We start from the raw sequence: 17,420 nt of genomic DNA on the forward strand, positions 1-17,420 counted from the left end.
AAACACTTTGGTGTCAGAACATTACGAGAGCAAACGGTCGACGGCGCTGACGAGCGCGTCGATCATCCGCCTGCGCGAGGGCGCCGTATCCCTGATCTCGCCATCCGAGCGCAGGTTGATCACCATCTCCACCAGCCGGAACGGCAGATGACACCGGGGGTCCTGCTCGTCGCCGAGGATCTGTGCCGACAGGCCCGAATACACCCGGGCGAGTTCTGTTCGCACACCGAAGAACTCGGCGAAGCGCTCCTGCCGGAGTTCAGGCAACAGGTACAGCGCACCGAGATTCCATCGCGAGCCGGCGAGTTGACCGGCGTCGAAGCGGGCGAGCGCGAGCAACTGCTCGCGTGCAATCGACGCATCGCTCGCCGGAGGCAGCGCGCGGGCGTAGTCGAGCGTGGGCGCGACCGTCGATTGCAGGAGCGCCTCGAGGATGTCTTCCTTGGTGGCGAAGTGGTGATACAGCGAGGCCTGGCGCATCCCGACCGCTTCGGCGATCTTGCGGGTCGATGTCCCCGCGTAGCCGTGTGTGGTGAACAGCTCGGCGGCGGCGTCGAGGATCTCCTCGCGGGGATTGCCCCCTCGGCGCCGCTGTTCGACCAGACGGGGGCGACCGGGTCCAACGTTCGTCTTCATCCTCGAGTCGCTTCCGTGCTCGTCGCCACGTCCATGAGGACAGAGTATCGAGGGCACACCGGTCGCCGCGCCCAACACAGACGACCGAAGTAACCCGACCTTAACGCCGGTTTTCACGCGCGAAACATTTCTGTCACCCGATAGAAATTGCTCTCCGATTATCTATCAAGTGACAGTTACGACTAGGGCCTGGGAGCCACCATGACCGCCACCGAACCGACCTCGACCGAATCGACACCGACCGTCAGCACATACTCATCCGACGAGGACAGCGCAGCCCTCTCCCAGCTCGGATACCGACAGGAGCTGCACCGCGGGATCGGCGGTTACGCCGCCTTCGCCTCGGGCTTCTCCTTCGTGTCCATCCTGACCACTGTCTTCGCGCTGTTCGCACTGGGCTTCGGTCTCGGCGGTCCCGCCTTCTTCTGGACCTGGCCGATCGTGTTCGTCTGCCAGTTCTGCGTCTGCCTCGTGTTCGCCGAACTGTCGGGCAAATTCCCGGTGGCCGGCGCCGTCTACCAGTGGTCGCGTCGCCTGGCCGGCGAGACGGTCGGCTGGTTCGCCGGCTGGTTCATGCTCGTGGGCTACATCGTGAGTGTCGCCGCGCTGGCGATCGCGATGCAGTCGGTCCTCCCGGAGATCTGGAGCGGATTCCAGTTCGTGGGCAGCGACACCAGCCTGTCCTCGGTCTCCGGCGCGACCAATGCGATCAGCCTCGGTTCGATCACCATCGCACTGTGCACGGTCATCAGCGCTGCGGGCGTGCGGATCATGGGCAAGATCACCGTCACCGGCGTCACCATCGAGATCATCGGCGTGATCCTCCTCGTCGCGGCCATGTTCATCAAGGCCGAGCGCTCACCGGTGGCCGCGGTGGCCAACACCGGTGAACACGGACACGGCCTCGGCTACTTCCCCGCATTCCTCGCCTCGATGCTGATGGCCTGCTACGTGATGTACGGCTTCGACAGCGCCGCCGAACTCTCCGAGGAGACCACCAATCCCCGGAAGACCGCACCCAAGGCGATCATCAACGCACTGCTGGTCTCCTTCGTCGGCGGCGGACTGATGATCATCGCCGCGCTCATGGCCGCACCGTCACTCACCGACGGCAACCTGTCGGCTCAGGGCATCGCCTGGGTGATCACCTCACAGCTCGACACCGGCCTGGGCAAGCTGCTGTTGATCATCGTGGCCATCGCGATCTTCTCGGCGACCCTGGCCATCCAGGCGTCGGCCTCACGAGTGATGTTCTCCATGGCCCGCGACAACAGACTTCCCTTCGCCACCTTCCTGTCTCGTGTCAACCCGCGCACCGGCACGCCGGTCATCACCGGTGTCGTGGTCAGCGTGTTGGCCATCGCGGTACTCCTGGTCAACCTGGGCCAGGCCGGCGTCTTCGCGGCCATCACCAGCGTGTCGGTGGTGATCGTCTACCTCGCCTATCTGATGGTGACGGTGCCCGCGCTGATCCACCGGCTGCGCGGCACCAGCCTCAGCCACGGCAAACCTGTGTCCGGACTCGGCAAGTGGGGTATCCCGGTGAACCTGATCGCCGTGGTGATGGCCACCCTGCTCATGATCAACTGCGCCTGGCCGCGTCAGGCGGTGTATGACCCCGACGGCGGCAATGTGATCCTGCAGTATTTCGCGATCATCTTCGTCGCGGCGACGGTGATCGTCGGATGGTTCGCCTACCGCCGCGTCCGCAGCCTGCCCGGCGCACCAGAGCCCACCGACGCACTGGTCTCGAAGAAGTGACGCAATCCCACGCTCACCCATCCACAGATGCGTCCGCACAACAGATTTCGATAGCACAGAGATTGGACATCACGATGACCGCTTCCACCCCCACCACCACTGATTCCACAGCACCGACCGGCACCGCGTCGACAGCCGGCGCCCGTGACCACGCCCGCGCACAGGCGGGCACCATCACCGACTCGATGCCGGTGGTCCCGGCATCGAACTGGCCGACACCCCCGCAGGGCATCGATCCGGCGACACTGACCTGGGCCGAGACCGTTCCCGGCGGCCGCTACACCACCAAGACCCTTGCCCGGGGGACCCGCCTGCGGCTGGTCGACGTGGCGGGCGCCGGATGCGCCAACATCCTGTTGTGGCGCGCCGACGCACCGTGGGAGCGCCTCAATGTCGCCGACACCGTGAAGGTTCCGTGGCAGGCATACCTGAGTGCCGGGCATCCACTCCTGAGCGACCAGGGACGTGTGCTGGCGACCCTCGCCGACGACACCTCCCACCATCACGACGCTCTCTGCGGCACCACCTCGTTGGCCGACAACACCGCGAAATACGGTGCCGGATCGCCTGAATCGCCGTCGCCCGCCGGTCGCGAACTCCTGGTCCTGGCCGCCGCGAAGAACGGCCTGACCCCCACCGACGTGGCACCGTCACTCTCGTTCTTCCAGGGTGTGCGCGCGGACGACTCGGGCAACCTCGTGGCGACCGGCTCAGCGGGTGCGGGCACTTATGTCGATCTGGTGCTGCACCTGCCCTGCATCGTGGCGATCGCCAACACCGCACATCCGCTCGACCCGGCACCGGTCTTCGACACCGGCTCCGTACAGGTGCTGGCGTGGTCTGCCGACGAGGACCTCGCCGACCTGGTCGCGGGCGCGCCCACCGGCGACCCGGAATACGCCCGCGCCGTGGCCAATTCCGAAGATGCCTGGCATGCACTGGCCCGCTGACGACCAGCACCACAGCTGACGCCCACCACCACACAGACTCTCACGAATCAGGTACCCATCATGACCACCAGCACCAGCACCAGCACCAGCAGCACTACACCGACTTCCACCAGCCCCCTCGACGCGCCGGCAGCAGAGCTGGCACTCGTGCCGGGGACGCCTGTCCTCGACACCGTGATCGACGCCCGCGCACCCTGGTCGGGCATCGTCGAGCGCGGCGACGTCCTCACGATGGTCGACCTCTACGGAAACCAGGCGGTCGACACGTTGTTCTATGGCGCACAGGATCATTCGATCCGCTACAGCGCCCAGGCGACCATCGCCGCACAGGGCAACATCTTTCTCACCACCGGCTCGGTGATCCGCGATCAGCAGTCACAGCCGATGATGACCATCGTCGGCGACGAGGTGGGCAACCACGACACCCTCGGTGGTGCGTGCTCGCAGGAATCCAACACCCTGCGCTACGGCCACCACACCAAACACCAGCATGCCTGCTGTGAGAACTTCCTCATCGAGGGGTCCCGACACGGACTGGGCAAACGCGATCTGGTGGGCAATGTCAACTTCTTCATGAACGTACCCATCGACCCTGACGGCACCCTCGGCATCGTCGACGGACTGTCGGCCCCCGGGAAGCGGCTGGCGCTGCGCGCCGATGCCGACACACTCGTACTGATCTCGAACTGCCCGCAGATCAACAACCCGTGCAACGGATTCGACCCCACCGCCGTGCGCGTGATCGTCACCCGTCCGAACTCCGGCGACATGGAGTCGGTGTCGTCATGACCACGATCCTCGTCGAACGTCCGGGTCCGATGACCACCATCCAGGACTGGCCCGGCCGCGTGGGCTACTGGCAGGTGGGCGTGCCCCCGTCGGGTCCGATGGACGACCTGTCGTTCCGGTTGGCCAATATCGCCGTCGGCAATCCCGAGGGCACCCCCGGTCTCGAGGCCACCATGATCGGACCGGCGCTGCGGTTCACCGACGACCGAGTGGTCGCGGTGACCGGCGCCCCGGCCACCGTGAGCGTCAATGGCCGCACCGTGGCCCAATATCAGCCGGTCACCGTCACCGCCGGTGACATCCTCGATGTCGGCGCGGTGGAGGGTGTGGGACTGCGGGTCTACGTGGCCGTCTCTGGCGGACTGCTCGCCGAGGACTATCTGGGCAGCTGCTCCACGTTCACGATGGGCCGCTTCGGCGGTCTCGACGGGCGCACCCTGTCCGCTGGCGACGAGTTGGCGACCGGCGCTGTGGCGCAGGTGAGTTCGCCTCGTCGTATCCAGTTCTCGGAGGAGCCGGCGATGGTCACCGACTGGCAGCTCGCGGTGACCGTCGGACCGCACAGCGCACCGGAGTTCTTCACACCCGCCGACATCGAGACGCTCTACGACACGGCCTACGAGGTGCACTTCAACTCCGACCGCACCGGCATCCGTCTGGTGGGCCCCAAGCCGCAGTGGGCGCGAACCGATGGTGGCGAGGCCGGACTGCACCCGTCCAACATCCACGACAACGCCTACTCGGTCGGCGCGCTCGACTTCACCGGCGACACACCGATCCTGCTCGGCCCCGACGGCCCGAGCCTCGGTGGTTTCGTCTGCCCGGTCACGGTGGTCAGCAGCGACCGATGGAAGCTGGGACAGCTCGCTCCCGGCAACACCGTCCGCTTCGTACCTGTGCGTTCGGACAATGCGGCCGATCCCTCCACCACCTCGGTCCACCGACGTGCCTTCCTGCCGATGGTGGTGTCCTCCGGTGGCGACACCGACAACGGGATCCTCGCCGGCGGTGTGACCGCCGACGGCACCACCGAGGTGACCTACCGGCGCAGCGGTGACGACAACATCCTCGTCGAATACGGTTCCATGACATTGGATCTCGAGCTGCGCGCCCGGGTCCACGCGCTCCAGCAGCGACTGGCCGCCGACAAGCCCAGGGGACTGATCGATCTCACCCCGGGTATCCGGTCGTTGCAGGTCAAAGTGGACCCTGCCGTCATGACGCAGCGGTCGCTGCTGGACTGGCTGACCGAGGCGGAGTCCGAACTCCCGGCTGCCGACGATCTCGTGGTGCCCAGTCGCACAGTGCATCTGCCGTTGTCGTGGGACGATCCGGCCACCCGCGAGGCCATCGAACGGTACATGCTCGGGGTCCGCTCCGACGCCCCCTGGTGTCCGTGGAACATCGAGTTCATCCGGCGGATGAACGGTCTGGACTCGGTGGACGACGTGTATCGCACTGTCTTCGACGCCGAATATCTCGTCCTCGGCCTCGGCGACGTGTATCTCGGTGCGCCCGTGGCGGTTCCCTACGATCCGCGACATCGTCTCGTCACCACGAAATACAATCCCGCACGCACCTGGACGCCGGAGAACGCGGTCGGTATCGGCGGCGCCTATCTGTGCATCTACGGGATGGAGGGCCCCGGCGGCTACCAGTTCGTGGGTCGCACCACCCAGGTGTGGAATCATCGGCATCCGCAGAGCGCGGGCGGTTTCGAACCCGAACATCCCTGGCTGCTCCGATTCTTCGATCGCATCCACTGGTACCCGGTGAGCGCCGAGGAGCTCCTCGACCTGCGCGCCGACACCGCCGCCGGACGAGGCACCGTCGACATCACCGACGGCACCTTCTCGATGTCGTCCTACCGGGAGTTCCTGCGAGACAACGATGCCGACATCACACGGGTCAGCGCCGCCATGGAGGCCGCCCGCGTACTCGAACGTGAACGGTGGGCGGCGGCAGGAGAATTCGACAGCGCACCGGCAACCACTGATCACTCCGACCGGCCAGGGGAAGCAGCATGACCCACATCGACGACATCTACCGCAGCATCGCTCACGCCGATCGACCCGAGGTGTTCATCCATCTACGCCCGCAGGACGACGTCGCACAGGACTACGCGGCGTCGATGTCCGCAGGCGGCGAACTCGCGGGAGTCGTTCTGGCGGTGAAGGACAACGTCGATGTCGCCGGACTACCCACCACCGCCGCATGCCCGTCCTACGCCTACACCCCCACCGACGACGCGCCGGCCGTGGCCGCGCTGAAGTCCGCCGGCGCGGTGGTGATCGGCAAGACCAATCTCGACCAGTTCGCAACCGGACTCGTCGGTACCCGCAGCCCCTACGGCGCGGTCCGCGACGCCACCCGGCCCGATCACATCTCCGGCGGCTCGAGTTCGGGATCGTCGGTGGCGGTGGCACTGGGCTTCGCCGACATCGCGATCGGCACCGACACGGCCGGATCCGGTCGCGTGCCCGCCGGTCTGCAGGGACTGGTCGGCGTGAAACCGAGTGTCGGCGCGATCAGCACCATCGGTGTGGTGCCGGCGTGCGCCAGCTATGACTGCGTCACGATCTTCGCCCGTGACCTCGACACCGCCGACGCGGCGATGGCGGTGATGGCCCGGGCACGGGGCAGCGCACCATTTCCCGCCGACACCGCGCTCGCCGCGCCACCTGCACCGGTGATCGCGGTTCCCGCCGAACTACCCGAACTGTCCGAGTCGTGGCGTGCGGCCTTCGCCGAGGCGATCACGCAGGCCGAGGCAGCGGGGATGACCGTCAAGCCGATCGACCTCACCGATTTCCTCGCCGCGGCCGCACTGCTCTACAACGGGGCACTGGTGGCCGAGCGATACGACGCCGTCGGCGATGTCATCGCCGCGGGCCCCGACGGACTCGACCCGACCGTCACCACGATCATCGGTGCGGCCGACCGGTTCTCGGCGACCGAGCTTCTCGCCGACCGGCGTCGGGTCGAGCAGTTGCGCACCGCCGCTCTCGCCGAGCTCGGTGACGCCGACGCGCTGATGGTCCCCACCGCACCGGCGCACCCGACGCTCGCCGAGGTCGCCGCCGATCCCGTGGGCGTGAACTCGCGGATGGGTACCTACACCAACTTCTGCAACCTGTTCGGCATGTGCGCGCTCGCTGTTCCGGCGGGCACCGTGGACGAGGGCGCCGCGGGTACCGCGAATTTCGGCGTGACGCTGCTCTCGACCGCACATCGTGACGCGGTGCTGATGGATCTGGCGCGCCGACTGGCCGGTGACCCCGCCGCGCGGGCGTCGTGGCCCGAGTCCGTCTCGGACACATCCGACCTCGCGGTGTTCGGGGCGCACCTGCGGGGGCAACCTCTCGACTGGCAGCTCACGACCCCCGGTGCGCGGTGGGCGGGTGAGGTCACGACGTCGGTCGGCTATCGGTTGGTGGAACTAGACACCGTGCCGCCCAAGCCCGGACTGATCCACGATCCGGCATCGGGCAGGCGCATCCGTGGCGAGCGATGGGTGGTGCCCACCGCAGCGCTCGGCACATTCCTCGCCCAGCTGCCCGCACCGATGATGCTCGGCCGGATCACCCTCGACGGCGGCGAGGAGATCGTCGGATTCGGTTGTGATGCCGCAGCGGCCCAGGCTGGACGTCCGATGGACGCCGATCACTGGCTCGCGCAGAGGTAGCGCGTCGGTGGGATGAGATCCGGCAGGTCAGGCGACCGCGTGCAGCGCGGCACTCTCGGCGCCGACACCTGCGGGCACCTGCGGGGCGATGCGCACGGTCATCTCGGTGAGGAGATCGATCATCGAACCGCCGAGTGCACGGGTCACCGCCGCGACGACCTCCGAGGAGGCTTCCTTCTGTCCACGCTCGACCTCGGACAGATAGGTCACCGAGACTCCGGCCTCACCGGCGACCTCCTTGAGGGTGCGCCCCTGACGCTTGCGGGCGTCGCGCAGTGTGTCGCCGATGACCTCACGCAGCAGCGGATCGACCGCGCGTGCGGTGGGCATCACCGTGAGATCCGCCATGTGCTGCCTCCTCGGTTGTACGCCGGGTGGGGGTGTACGAGTGAACTCCCAACCTATCCCGCACGTGTGAGGACGCGCGCGTCCAACCCACCTATTTCGCGGACAGCGAAGCCCCGGGTGTCGCGCCGATGGCGGGATGACACGATCGACACATGGGAGTCATCTACATCGTGCGTCACGGACAGGCCTCCACTGCGGCCTACGACACCGACGTCGCCGACGACGTACCGACCGGCCTCACCGAGCTGGGACGACACCAGGCCGAGCATGCCGGTGTGGCGCTGAGCAGACGGATCGGACATGTCGACGCCGCCTTCTGCGGTGATCTGCCCCGCCAGCGCGAGACGCTCGACCTGGTACTCGCGCAACTGCCCGACTCGCCCGTGCCCACCGTCGACGAACGCTGGGATGAGTACCGCATCGCCGATGTGCTCTCCGGTGTGGATGTGCCCTCGAGCACCGACACCCGCGGCTACCAGGAGGTTCTCGACGCCGCACTCGACCGGTGGATCGGCGGCGGGGAGGGTGCCGGCGAGAGCTTCGCCGACTTCACCGGCCGCGCGGCCGACGCGCTCACCCAGGCCGCGACGGCCGCCGGGTCGGGCAAGACGGTGGTCGTCGCGTCGTCGAGCGGCACCATCGCCGCGGTGGTCGCCGCCCTGTGGGGGATGCCGCCGCAGAGTTGGCAGTCGCTGGCCCGGATGATGGTCAACACCGCGATCACCAAGCTGATCGTCGGCGGCGCCGGTGTCCACGTCGCCTCGGTCGCCGAACACGCACACGTCGAGACCGCGGGCTTGATGACCTACCGCTGATCGAGCGTCCGCAATCCCAGGGTCACCAGCGCCTCGGTGGCCTCGGCGGCGCGATCTGCCCCGTCCCCGGCGTCGGCGCCGCTGATCGCGCGGTGGGTGATGCCCTCGGCGATCACCGCGATCTTCAGGTAGGCCAATCCCAGGTAGAACCCCCAGTGATCGAGCTCGACACTCGAGCTGCGGGTGTAGCGCTGCGCCATCTCGTCGGCCGACGGATATCGCGGACTCGTCCAGGCCGCGTCGAAACCGAGGACCCGATCGAATTCCGGTGTGCGATAGACACACATCAACGCGACATCGGTGAGCGGGTCGCCGAGAGTGGCCATCTCCCAGTCGACGACGGCGGCCACCGTGCTCGGATCGCCGGCGGCCAGGATCGTGTTGTCCACCCGGAAGTCGCCGTGGACCACCGCATGCCGTGCCGACTGCGGTACGCGCTCGGCCAACGCGCCGGCCAGCCGGTCCAGATCGGGCAGGTCGCGGGTGCGCACATGCTCCCACTGCCGTGTCCAGGTTCGTACCTGCCGCGCCGCGAACCCGTCCGGCCGACCGAAATCGCGCAGACCCACCGCGTCGATGTCGACGGAATGCAGTGCGGCGAGGGTGTCGACCAACGCATCGGAGTTGTCGGCCACCTGCTCGTCGGTGAGATCGGCGAGATCTGCCGCCGTGCGGATCACCGTGCCGTCCACGAAACCCATCACCGTGAACGGCACGCCGAACGCTGTGCCGTCCAGATCGGCGGCCACACTGGCCGCGACCGGGACCGCTGTGTCCTGCAACGCCGAGGTGACCGTCCACTCCCGGGTCATGTCATGCGCCGAGGGTGTCAGCCCGCCCGTGGGAGGGCGGCGGATCACCCAGCGATGGATGTCATCTGCGAGCAGAAATGTGAGATTGCTGCGTCCGCCGCTGATCCGGTCGGCGTGCAACTCGCCGACGATGTCGACGCCGGATCGCCGTAGCACCTCGGCGACGGCATCGAGGGGTAGGACCGGGTGCGTGGGGGTCGACACAGCCTCGACGTTAGGTGTGCCGACGGCGGCGTGTGGGGGATTTCGCCCGATACACGCCGGTGAGTTCACAGCCACCGACAACGCGTCCGAAATGGCAAGACTTAACCTCTCGATGAGCGTAAATGTCCAGGTTGCGGGGGGGTTTCGGCTGGTTACACTGTGCGCCATGCCAGCGACGCGCGCCTACCTCGTCTGCGCCACCCAGCGAAGCGGTTCGACTCTTCTCGTGGAGTCACTCGCCACCACCGGCGTTGCCGGTCGGCCCGCCGAGTTCTTCCAGTACCTGCCGACGAGCTCACTGCCCCCACAGCCGCGGGAGTGGTTCGCCGGAGTCACCGACCCCGAGATCGTCGAGCTGCTGGACACGACCGATGAGGGCAGCGTCGACACCAGGACCGCAGACCAGTGGCGCGCCGACATCCTGGCCGCCGGCGCCACGCCGAACGGTGTGTGGGGCGGCAAGCTGATGTGGAACCAGACACCGTTGCTGATCGCCCGAACCCGGATCGCACATGCATCCCTGCGCACCGCCGTCCGGTCACTGTTCGACGGTGCCGATCCTCTCTACATCCATGTGTCGCGTAAAGATGTTGTCCCGCAGGCTGTCTCGATGTGGACGGCGGTCCAAACCCAGCAGTGGCAGGCACCCGACGCGCCCGCAGCACTGCACCGGGAACCGGTCTACGACGCCCGCGGGATAGCTCATCTCGCGACGATCCTGCTCGATCAGGAGCGCGCCTGGCGGCAGTGGTTCGCCGCCGAGTCACTCTCGCCGGTCGAGATCGAGTTCAGTGAGCTCGTCGCCGACCCCACCGCCACCACCGCGCGGGTGCTCTCGGCCCTCGATCAGGATCCCGGATTGGCGCCGCCGCCACCGATCCGGCGGCAGTCCAACTCCCGATCACGCGAATGGGTCGAGCGCTACCGCGACGACGCCGCACGCCTGGGCTATCCGTCATGACCGGCCCGCACGAGCGACCCGACAGCCACCGCGAGAGCATCATCGAAGGGTGAGTTGTTGCACGCCCGACGGAGATGAGACGCTGCCGCATCCGGATCCTGCCGCTCGTGGCGATCACCGGGTCCGAGGCGACCATCCGATCGAGACCGTCCAGATCCCCGGCGGGACCTTCGCGATGGGGGATGCACTCGGTGAGGGATATCCCGCCGACGGTGAGGTACCCGTCCACGAGGTGACACTGGACGCCTTCGACATCGACGCCACCACCGTCACCACCGCGGCCTTCGCCGAATTCGTCGACGACACCGGCCACCTCACCGACGCCGAACGGCTCGGCATGTCGCCGGTGTTCGCCGGGTATGCGAGCGACCCCGGCGAACCGATCCCGCAGACGCCCTGGTGGCTCGCGGTACCGGGCGCGGACTGGCGCCATCCCCACGGTCCGTCCAGCACCGCGATCGACGACCATCCCGTGGTGCACGTGTCGTTTCACGATGCGCTCGCCTACTGCGACTGGGCTTCTCGCGCGCTGCCCACCGAGGCGCAGTGGGAATACGCCGCGCGCGGCGGGCTATCGGGTGCCCGCTATCCGTGGGGAGACGACCATCCCACCCACGACGGGCCCACCGGCCAGCACCTCAACATCTTCACCGGCGAATTCCCCGACCGGCCCACCGCACCGGTCGGCACCGTGGCCGCGCGGTCCTACACCCCCAACGGTTACGGGCTGTTCCAGCCGGTCGGCAACGTGTGGGAGTGGTGCGCCGACCGCTTCAGCGCCCGGTACTACCGGCGCTCCCCCAGCCACCACCCGCAGGGTCCCGACCGCGGGAATGCCCGGGTCCTGCGCGGCGGCAGCCACCTGTGTCATATCTCCTACTGCTATCGCTATCGAGTGGCCGCACGTTCACACAACACGGCGCACTCCACGGCCGGCAACATCGGCTTTCGCACCGTCGGCGCAGCTGAACGGTCACCGGGCCACCTACGGGCGTCGACTATAGGGTGAGAAGCCGAAAGGGGGTCCACACGATGAACACAGGTGACGTCGCACCCGACTTCGCGCTGCCGGACAACACGGGGACCACACGCACCCTCACCGACTTCCTGACCACCGGCCCGGTCGTGCTCTTCTTCTACCCCGGCGCCAACACGCCGATCTGCACCAAGGAGGCCTGTCACTTCCGCGACCTCGCCTCCGAGTTCGCGCAGGTCGGGGCAACACGGGTGGGTATCAGCACCGACGATGTCGAGACCTTGTCCGGGTTCGCGGGTGGTCACCAGTTCGACTATCCGCTGCTGTCGGATTCCGACGGAGCCACCGCGAGAGCCTACGGCGTCAAACGCGGCCTGCTCGGCAAGCTCGCCCCGGTCAAACGACACACCTTCGTCATCGACACCGACCGGCGCATCCTGGCCGTGATCGCCAACGAGTTCAACGCGCAGACCCATGCCGACCAGGCGCTGGACCTGCTGACCAAGCGCACGGTGTGACCGGCACACAGACATCCGCGCGCCGAGCTGTGCGCACCGCCGGTATGCCACACTCGACACATGTCTTCTCGGTCTGACGTGGCTCACCGGCCGGTTCGCACACGAGCCGCCCTCACCGCGGCATCGGCCGCCCGTTGGGCGTCACGCACCAGCGGCCGGGGCAAGGGGTCGATGATCGGCGGGCTGATCGCGTGGAAGATCGACCCGAAGATCATGAACCGGCTGGCCGCGGGCAAACACACCGCACTCATCACCGGAACCAACGGTAAATCCACCACCACACGGATGACGGCCGCCGCACTCGCCGGCCTCGGCGACGTGGTGACCCAGGCCGACGGCGCCAACATGGATGCCGGGATCATCGCCGCGCTCACCCTCGACCAGACCGCGCCCTATGCGGCACTCGAGGTCGACGAATTGCACACCCCCCATGTCGCCGATGCCACCGATCCGGAAGTGATTGTGCTGCTGAACCTCTCGCGCGACCAGCTCGACCGGGTCGGCGAGATCAACATGATCGAACGCCGCCTTCGCGAGGGTGTGACCGCACATCCGGGCGCAACGATCGTCGCCAATTGCGATGACGTGCTGGTGACTTCTGCCGCCTATGACGCACAGAACGTGGTGTGGGTCGCCGCCGGCGGCGGCTGGGCCGGTGACTCGGTGAGCTGTCCGCGCTCGGGTGAACCGATCGTGCGTAGCGCCGACGGCCAGTGGTACAGCAGCGGAACCGATTTCCGGCGCCCGACGCCGGCATGGTGGTTCGACGACGAGAAGATCTACGGCCCAGACGGTTTCGTCGCCGACATGACCCTGTCGGTACCGGGCACCGCGAACCGCGGCAATGCGACGCAGGCGGTGGCCGCTGCGGTCGCCATGGGTGCCGACCCGGCGAAAGCCGTTGCGGCAGTAGAGACCGTCGGCGAGGTGGCCGGACGCTACGGCGTGCGGCAGATCGGCAACCACTCGGTACGCATGCTGCTGGCCAAGAACCCGGCGGGCTGGCAGGAGGCACTATCGATGATCGACCAGGACGCCGACGGCCTGGTGATCGCGGTCAACGGACAGGTTCCCGACGGCGAAGATCTCTCCTGGCTCTGGGATGTGCGCTTCGAGGAATTCGAGACCATGCAGGTGTTCGCCGCCGGGGAGCGCGCCGCCGACCTCGGTGTGCGACTGCTCTACGCCGGCGCCGAGCACACCACGATCACCGACCCGATGAAGGCGATCGCCGCCTGTCCGCCGGGCCGGGTGGAGGTACTGGCCAACTACACCGCATTCCGCGACCTCGGTGTCGCGATGGACCGCGCGATCCGACGCGAGAGGACCGGCGAATGAATGCGAACATCCTGGGCGACAATGTCTCCGAGATGCGTTCTGGTGAGTCCACCCTGCGGATCGGGCTGGTACTGCCCGACGTGATGGGTACCTACGGCGACGGCGGCAACGCGCTCGTCCTGCGCCAGCGCGCGCTGATGCGCGGGATCGACGCACAGATCATCGCCATCACCCTCGACGATCCGGTGCCCGAGTCCCTCGACGTGTACACCCTCGGCGGAGCCGAGGACTACGCCCAGCGGCTGGCCACCCGCCACCTGAGCCGCTATCCCGGCCTGCAGCGTGCCGCCGAGCGCGGCGCACCGGTGCTGGCGATCTGCGCAGCGATCCAGGTCCTCGGTCACTGGTATGAGACGTCGGCGGGCGAACGTGTGGAAGGCATCTCGATGCTCGACCTCACCACCTCCCCGCAGGCCACGCGCTCGATCGGCGAACTGGCCACCCGCCCCGTGCTCGACGGGCTCACCCAACCGCTCACCGGGTTCGAGAACCACCGCGGCGGAAGCACTCTCGGACCCGACGCCGCCCCGCTGGCACGGGTGGAACACGGCACCGGAAACGGCGTGGGTGACGGCACCGAGGGTGCGGTGCAGGGATCGGTGATCAGCACCTACATGCACGGACCGGCGCTCGCCCGCAACCCCGAACTCGCCGATCTGCTGCTCGCACGCGCGACCGGCGTGGATTCACTTGCGCCACTGGATCTTCCGGAGGTCACACAACTGCGCAGGGAACGTCTGGCCGCCGCGCGGCGCTGAGCGATCTAGTCGACGATCCGGCAGCGGGCGCGAGTTGCGTCCACCGCATACCAGCCCCGCTCGAAGTTCTGCCAGCGAATCAGGTTGTCGCGGTTGATCTCTCCGTCGCGGGCGACCGCACGCTCGAGTCGGGTGGTGGCATCCCCGCCGTCGAGCCACAGCGAGTGGGTCAGCCGGTCGGCGATACGCCGGCGCGCCGAGGTGACACCCTCGATCACCAACAGCGGCTGCCAGCGGATGATCGTCTTCGCGCCCGGGGTGGGTATTCCGTCGGCATCCCACATCAGTGGCCGGTAGGCATAGTCACGACGACGCAGGAACGGGTGAATGATCTCGGTCTCGAAATCCGGCCACCATGCGGCCGGGTTGTCCCACGTCGCATAGTGATCGGTGCGCACCAGCGCCACCCCGGTGCCGCGTGCGGCGAGTTCCTCGACGAGCAGATCGGCGAAGGTCGACTTACCCGCTCCCGACGGTCCGTCGATCGCGACGATGCCGGTGGTCATCTCGGCGGCGAGCATCGCTGCCTGCGACCGCAACGGCTCGTCGGTCACCGTTTCATCGGGGGCGCTGGAGGTATCGGGGGCAGTCGTCATACCAGGACCCGACGGCCCGACAGGGCGCGGCCGAGAGTGAGATCGTCGGCGAACTCCAGATCGCCGCCCATCGGCAGACCCGACGCGAGTCTGGTCACCGAGAGTCCCGGGAAGTCCTTGAGCATGCGCACCAGATATGTCGCGGTGGCCTCACCCTCGGTGTTGGGATCGGTCGCCACGATCACCTCACTCACGTCCACCCCGTCCTCCTGATTGCCCAGGCGGCGCAGCAGCTCACGGATACGCAACTGGTCGGGGCCGATCCCCGACAGCGGGTCGAGTGCTCCGCCGAGAACGTGGTAGCGCCCGGCGAACTCACGCGTGCGCTCGATGGCCAGCACATCTTTGGGTTCCTCGACGACACAGATCTTGGTCGCATCGCGTCGGGCGTCCGAACAGATCCGGCACAGCCGGTCGGCGGAGACGTTTCCGCATTCGGCGCAGAACGTGACGTCGTCACGCACCCGGGTGAGTGCGCCGATCAGCCTGTTGGTCTCGGCATTCTCCGCGGCCAGCAGGTGGAACGCGATGCGCTGAGCACCCTTGGGACCGAGCCCGGGCAGCTTGCCGAGCTCGTCGATCAGATCCTGGATGGGTCCTTCGTACATACGTGGGTCAGCCCAGGCCGGGCAGTCCGCCGCCGAGACCACCGGTCAGCGGGCCCATCTTCTCCTCGGTGAGGGCCTCACGTTTGCCGGCGAGATCGGTGAGCGCACCGAGCACGAGGTCCTGCAGGGTCTCCACGTCGTCGGGGTCGACCACCTTCGGGTCGATCGAGATCCCGGTGATCTCACCGACACCGTTGCCGGTGACCGACACGAGACCGCCGCCGGCGGTCCCGGTGATCTGCGTCGATGCGATCTCGTTCTGCACGACCATCAACTGCTGCTGCATCTGCTGCGCCTGCGCGAGCAGGTCGGCCATCGGATTCTCTGGATCCATCCCACCAGCGTAATGTGCGCCGCCGACATCCGGCCGCGGCAGGCCGTCGGTTCAGCCGACGAGTCGCCTCAGATGCTCGGCGATGTCGTCGACGGTGCTGCCCTCGATCGGGGTGATCCGGAACTCCAGCCACGGGTTGCCCCCGAACATGCGGGCCGCTCGCGGGGTCAGCGCGAACTCGAACAGATCGTCGCGACGACGCCACTCCTCGATGCCGTCGTAGACCGGCGCGCCCACGCCGGTGGTCAGGCAGTACCGTCCCGTCGCATCGGCGCCGCCCGGGGCCGCCGGATCGACGAGAGCGGGCAGATCACGCTGGATCTGCAGACAGTCACCGCTCTCGGAATCGATGAACACCAGCACCTCGCAGCCGAGGTCGACGTGGCGGTCATAACTCGCGGTGATCACACACCCGATGATGACTGACGAAGTCGCGGTGCGCACCGTCGATCGGATCGGTGAAGCTCAGCCGGTGTGCGACCAACCGCAGCGGGCGGGAGAAGTCGCCGGCATCGGGGAGCGCCGCGAGATCCGGCCGCACCTGCGGGTAGAGCGGATCGTCGACGATCGGCACGCCCAGACCGGCCATGTGGACCCGCAGCTGATGGGTGCGGCCTGTCGACGGCGACAGTCGGTAGACACCGAGACCATCCGACACCGTCTCGACGAGCTCGATCCGGCTGATCGCATTGGGCGGCCCCTCGACCAGCCGGGCGCGCAGATCCCCGGCGGTCTTGTCGATGCGGTTGGCCACCTCGACGCCACTGCGCAGCCGCTCGTCGGCCCGCGCCAGCGCCCGGTACTCCTTGACCACCGCACGCTCGGCGAACAGTCGCTGATACGGCTCGCGCACCGGCTTGCGCAAGGTGAAGACCAGCACTCCCGCCGTGAGCCGGTCGAGTCGATGTACGGGGGCGACCGCATCGCTGCCGAGTTCGCGACGCAGCCGGACCAGCGCGCTCTGCACCACGTGCCGACCGCGCGGCATCGTGGCCAGGAAGTGGGGCTTGTCGACCACCACGATGTTGTCGTCGCGGTGCAGGATCGGCAGGTCGAACGGGATGGGGACCTCGTCGGGCAGGTCGCGGTAGAGGAACACCGACGAGTTCACCCGGGCGGGCGCGTCGAGGTCGACCACCGTCCCGTCGGCATCGACGACCTCCCCGCGCTCACCGCGCCGACGCAGCCCCTCGATCCCCACCTCGGCACCCGAGGCCGTTGCGAGGATCGCCTCGGCGACGCTGGTGTGACCGGCCCGCAGGACCACCCGCGTCGCGTCGACGCCGTCGCGGGGCGGCAGCGGCGACGGTCTGCGCCGACGCGCCACCGGA

At 67.7% G+C, this 17,420-nt stretch carries 19 protein-coding genes; 11 read left to right on the forward strand and 8 right to left on the reverse strand.

Annotation, left to right across the window (positions count from 1 at the left end; genetic code table 11):
* Window positions 1-21 precede the first annotated feature (21 nt).
* Complete coding sequence (locus IEW22_RS07845) at window positions 22-636, reverse strand: TetR/AcrR family transcriptional regulator (protein ID WP_188586053.1); 615 nt, start codon at window positions 634-636, stop codon at window positions 22-24.
* 201 nt (window positions 637-837) lie between these two features.
* On the opposite strand from IEW22_RS07845, the gene IEW22_RS07850 reads away from it, so the two are divergent.
* The 5 genes from IEW22_RS07850 (at window position 838) to atzF (ending at window position 7,821) form a co-directional block, all read left to right on the forward strand.
* Complete coding sequence (locus tag IEW22_RS07850; protein ID WP_188586054.1) at window positions 838-2,397, forward strand: amino acid permease; 1,560 nt, start codon at window positions 838-840, stop codon at window positions 2,395-2,397.
* A 74-nt stretch (window positions 2,398-2,471) separates the two neighbouring features.
* Window positions 2,472-3,347 (forward strand): urea amidolyase associated protein UAAP1, encoded by an 876-nt coding sequence (locus IEW22_RS07855; protein WP_188586055.1) that lies wholly within the window; start codon window positions 2,472-2,474, stop codon window positions 3,345-3,347.
* 60 nt (window positions 3,348-3,407) lie between these two features.
* On the forward strand, window positions 3,408-4,136 hold the full coding sequence (locus IEW22_RS07860) for an urea amidolyase associated protein UAAP2 (RefSeq protein ID WP_188586056.1): 729 nt from the start codon (window positions 3,408-3,410) through the stop codon (window positions 4,134-4,136).
* Entirely contained in the window at window positions 4,133-6,163 is a 2,031-nt protein-coding gene (locus IEW22_RS07865; protein WP_188586057.1) for a 5-oxoprolinase/urea amidolyase family protein, read from the forward strand. The genes IEW22_RS07860 and IEW22_RS07865 overlap by 4 nt, the downstream gene beginning before the upstream one ends.
* The gene (gene atzF, locus IEW22_RS07870; protein WP_188586058.1) at window positions 6,160-7,821 is read left to right on the forward strand and encodes an allophanate hydrolase; all 1,662 of its coding nucleotides are present in this window, start codon (window positions 6,160-6,162) and stop codon (window positions 7,819-7,821) included. Before IEW22_RS07865 ends, atzF begins: the two co-directional genes overlap by 4 nt.
* A gap of 27 nt (window positions 7,822-7,848) precedes the next feature.
* Here atzF and IEW22_RS07875 read toward each other — a convergent pair whose 3' ends face one another.
* Entirely contained in the window at window positions 7,849-8,169 is a 321-nt protein-coding gene (locus tag IEW22_RS07875; protein WP_188586059.1) for a helix-turn-helix domain-containing protein, read from the reverse strand.
* A gap of 152 nt (window positions 8,170-8,321) precedes the next feature.
* On the opposite strand from IEW22_RS07875, the gene IEW22_RS07880 reads away from it, so the two are divergent.
* Window positions 8,322-8,984 (forward strand): histidine phosphatase family protein, encoded by a 663-nt coding sequence (locus IEW22_RS07880; protein WP_188586060.1) that lies wholly within the window; start codon window positions 8,322-8,324, stop codon window positions 8,982-8,984.
* Here the strand turns inward: IEW22_RS07880 and IEW22_RS07885 are convergent.
* Window positions 8,975-10,000, reverse strand: coding sequence for a phosphotransferase family protein (locus IEW22_RS07885; protein WP_229742298.1), 1,026 nt, complete (start codon window positions 9,998-10,000; stop codon window positions 8,975-8,977). The two genes, IEW22_RS07880 and IEW22_RS07885, sit on opposite strands and share 10 nt — an antisense overlap.
* Window positions 10,001-10,166: 166 nt before the next feature.
* Here IEW22_RS07885 and stf0 point away from each other — a divergent pair, with 166 nt between their 5' ends.
* Genes stf0 through IEW22_RS07910 form a run of 5 tightly spaced genes read left to right on the forward strand, consistent with a single transcriptional unit; the run spans window position 10,167 to window position 14,551 of the window.
* Complete coding sequence (gene stf0, locus IEW22_RS07890) at window positions 10,167-10,961, forward strand: trehalose 2-sulfotransferase (protein WP_188586062.1); 795 nt, start codon at window positions 10,167-10,169, stop codon at window positions 10,959-10,961.
* Window positions 10,962-11,010: 49 nt separating this feature from the next.
* Window positions 11,011-11,970, forward strand: a complete 960-nt coding sequence (locus tag IEW22_RS07895; protein WP_308421374.1) for a formylglycine-generating enzyme family protein — start codon at window positions 11,011-11,013, stop codon at window positions 11,968-11,970.
* Window positions 11,971-11,993: 23 nt separating this feature from the next.
* A complete protein-coding gene (locus IEW22_RS07900; RefSeq protein ID WP_188586063.1) occupies window positions 11,994-12,455 on the forward strand; it encodes a peroxiredoxin in 462 nt (153 codons plus the stop codon).
* 60 nt (window positions 12,456-12,515) lie between these two features.
* Complete coding sequence (locus IEW22_RS07905; protein WP_188586064.1) at window positions 12,516-13,793, forward strand: Mur ligase family protein; 1,278 nt, start codon at window positions 12,516-12,518, stop codon at window positions 13,791-13,793.
* A complete protein-coding gene (locus tag IEW22_RS07910) occupies window positions 13,790-14,551 on the forward strand; it encodes a type 1 glutamine amidotransferase (protein ID WP_229742299.1) in 762 nt (253 codons plus the stop codon). The genes IEW22_RS07905 and IEW22_RS07910 overlap by 4 nt, the downstream gene beginning before the upstream one ends.
* A gap of 5 nt (window positions 14,552-14,556) precedes the next feature.
* Here IEW22_RS07910 and IEW22_RS07915 read toward each other — a convergent pair whose 3' ends face one another.
* The 5 genes from IEW22_RS07915 to IEW22_RS07935 are packed head-to-tail and all read right to left on the reverse strand — an operon-like array spanning window position 14,557 to window position 17,416.
* A complete protein-coding gene (locus IEW22_RS07915) occupies window positions 14,557-15,147 on the reverse strand; it encodes a uridine kinase family protein (protein WP_373284151.1) in 591 nt (196 codons plus the stop codon).
* The gene (gene recR / locus IEW22_RS07920; protein ID WP_188586065.1) at window positions 15,144-15,755 is read right to left on the reverse strand and encodes a recombination mediator RecR; all 612 of its coding nucleotides are present in this window, start codon (window positions 15,753-15,755) and stop codon (window positions 15,144-15,146) included. The genes IEW22_RS07915 and recR overlap by 4 nt, the downstream gene beginning before the upstream one ends.
* Before the next feature lie 7 nt (window positions 15,756-15,762).
* Window positions 15,763-16,089, reverse strand: a complete 327-nt coding sequence (locus IEW22_RS07925; protein WP_188586066.1) for a YbaB/EbfC family nucleoid-associated protein — start codon at window positions 16,087-16,089, stop codon at window positions 15,763-15,765.
* A 51-nt stretch (window positions 16,090-16,140) separates the two neighbouring features.
* Entirely contained in the window at window positions 16,141-16,497 is a 357-nt protein-coding gene (locus IEW22_RS07930) for a hypothetical protein (protein ID WP_188586067.1), read from the reverse strand.
* Complete coding sequence (locus IEW22_RS07935) at window positions 16,478-17,416, reverse strand: pseudouridine synthase (RefSeq protein ID WP_229742300.1); 939 nt, start codon at window positions 17,414-17,416, stop codon at window positions 16,478-16,480. Before IEW22_RS07935 ends, IEW22_RS07930 begins: the two co-directional genes overlap by 20 nt.
* Window positions 17,417-17,420: the final 4 nt, after the last annotated feature.

The sequence above is a fragment of the Gordonia jinhuaensis genome (genome assembly GCF_014639795.1).
GTDB lineage: Bacteria > Actinomycetota > Actinomycetes > Mycobacteriales > Mycobacteriaceae > Gordonia_B > Gordonia_B jinhuaensis.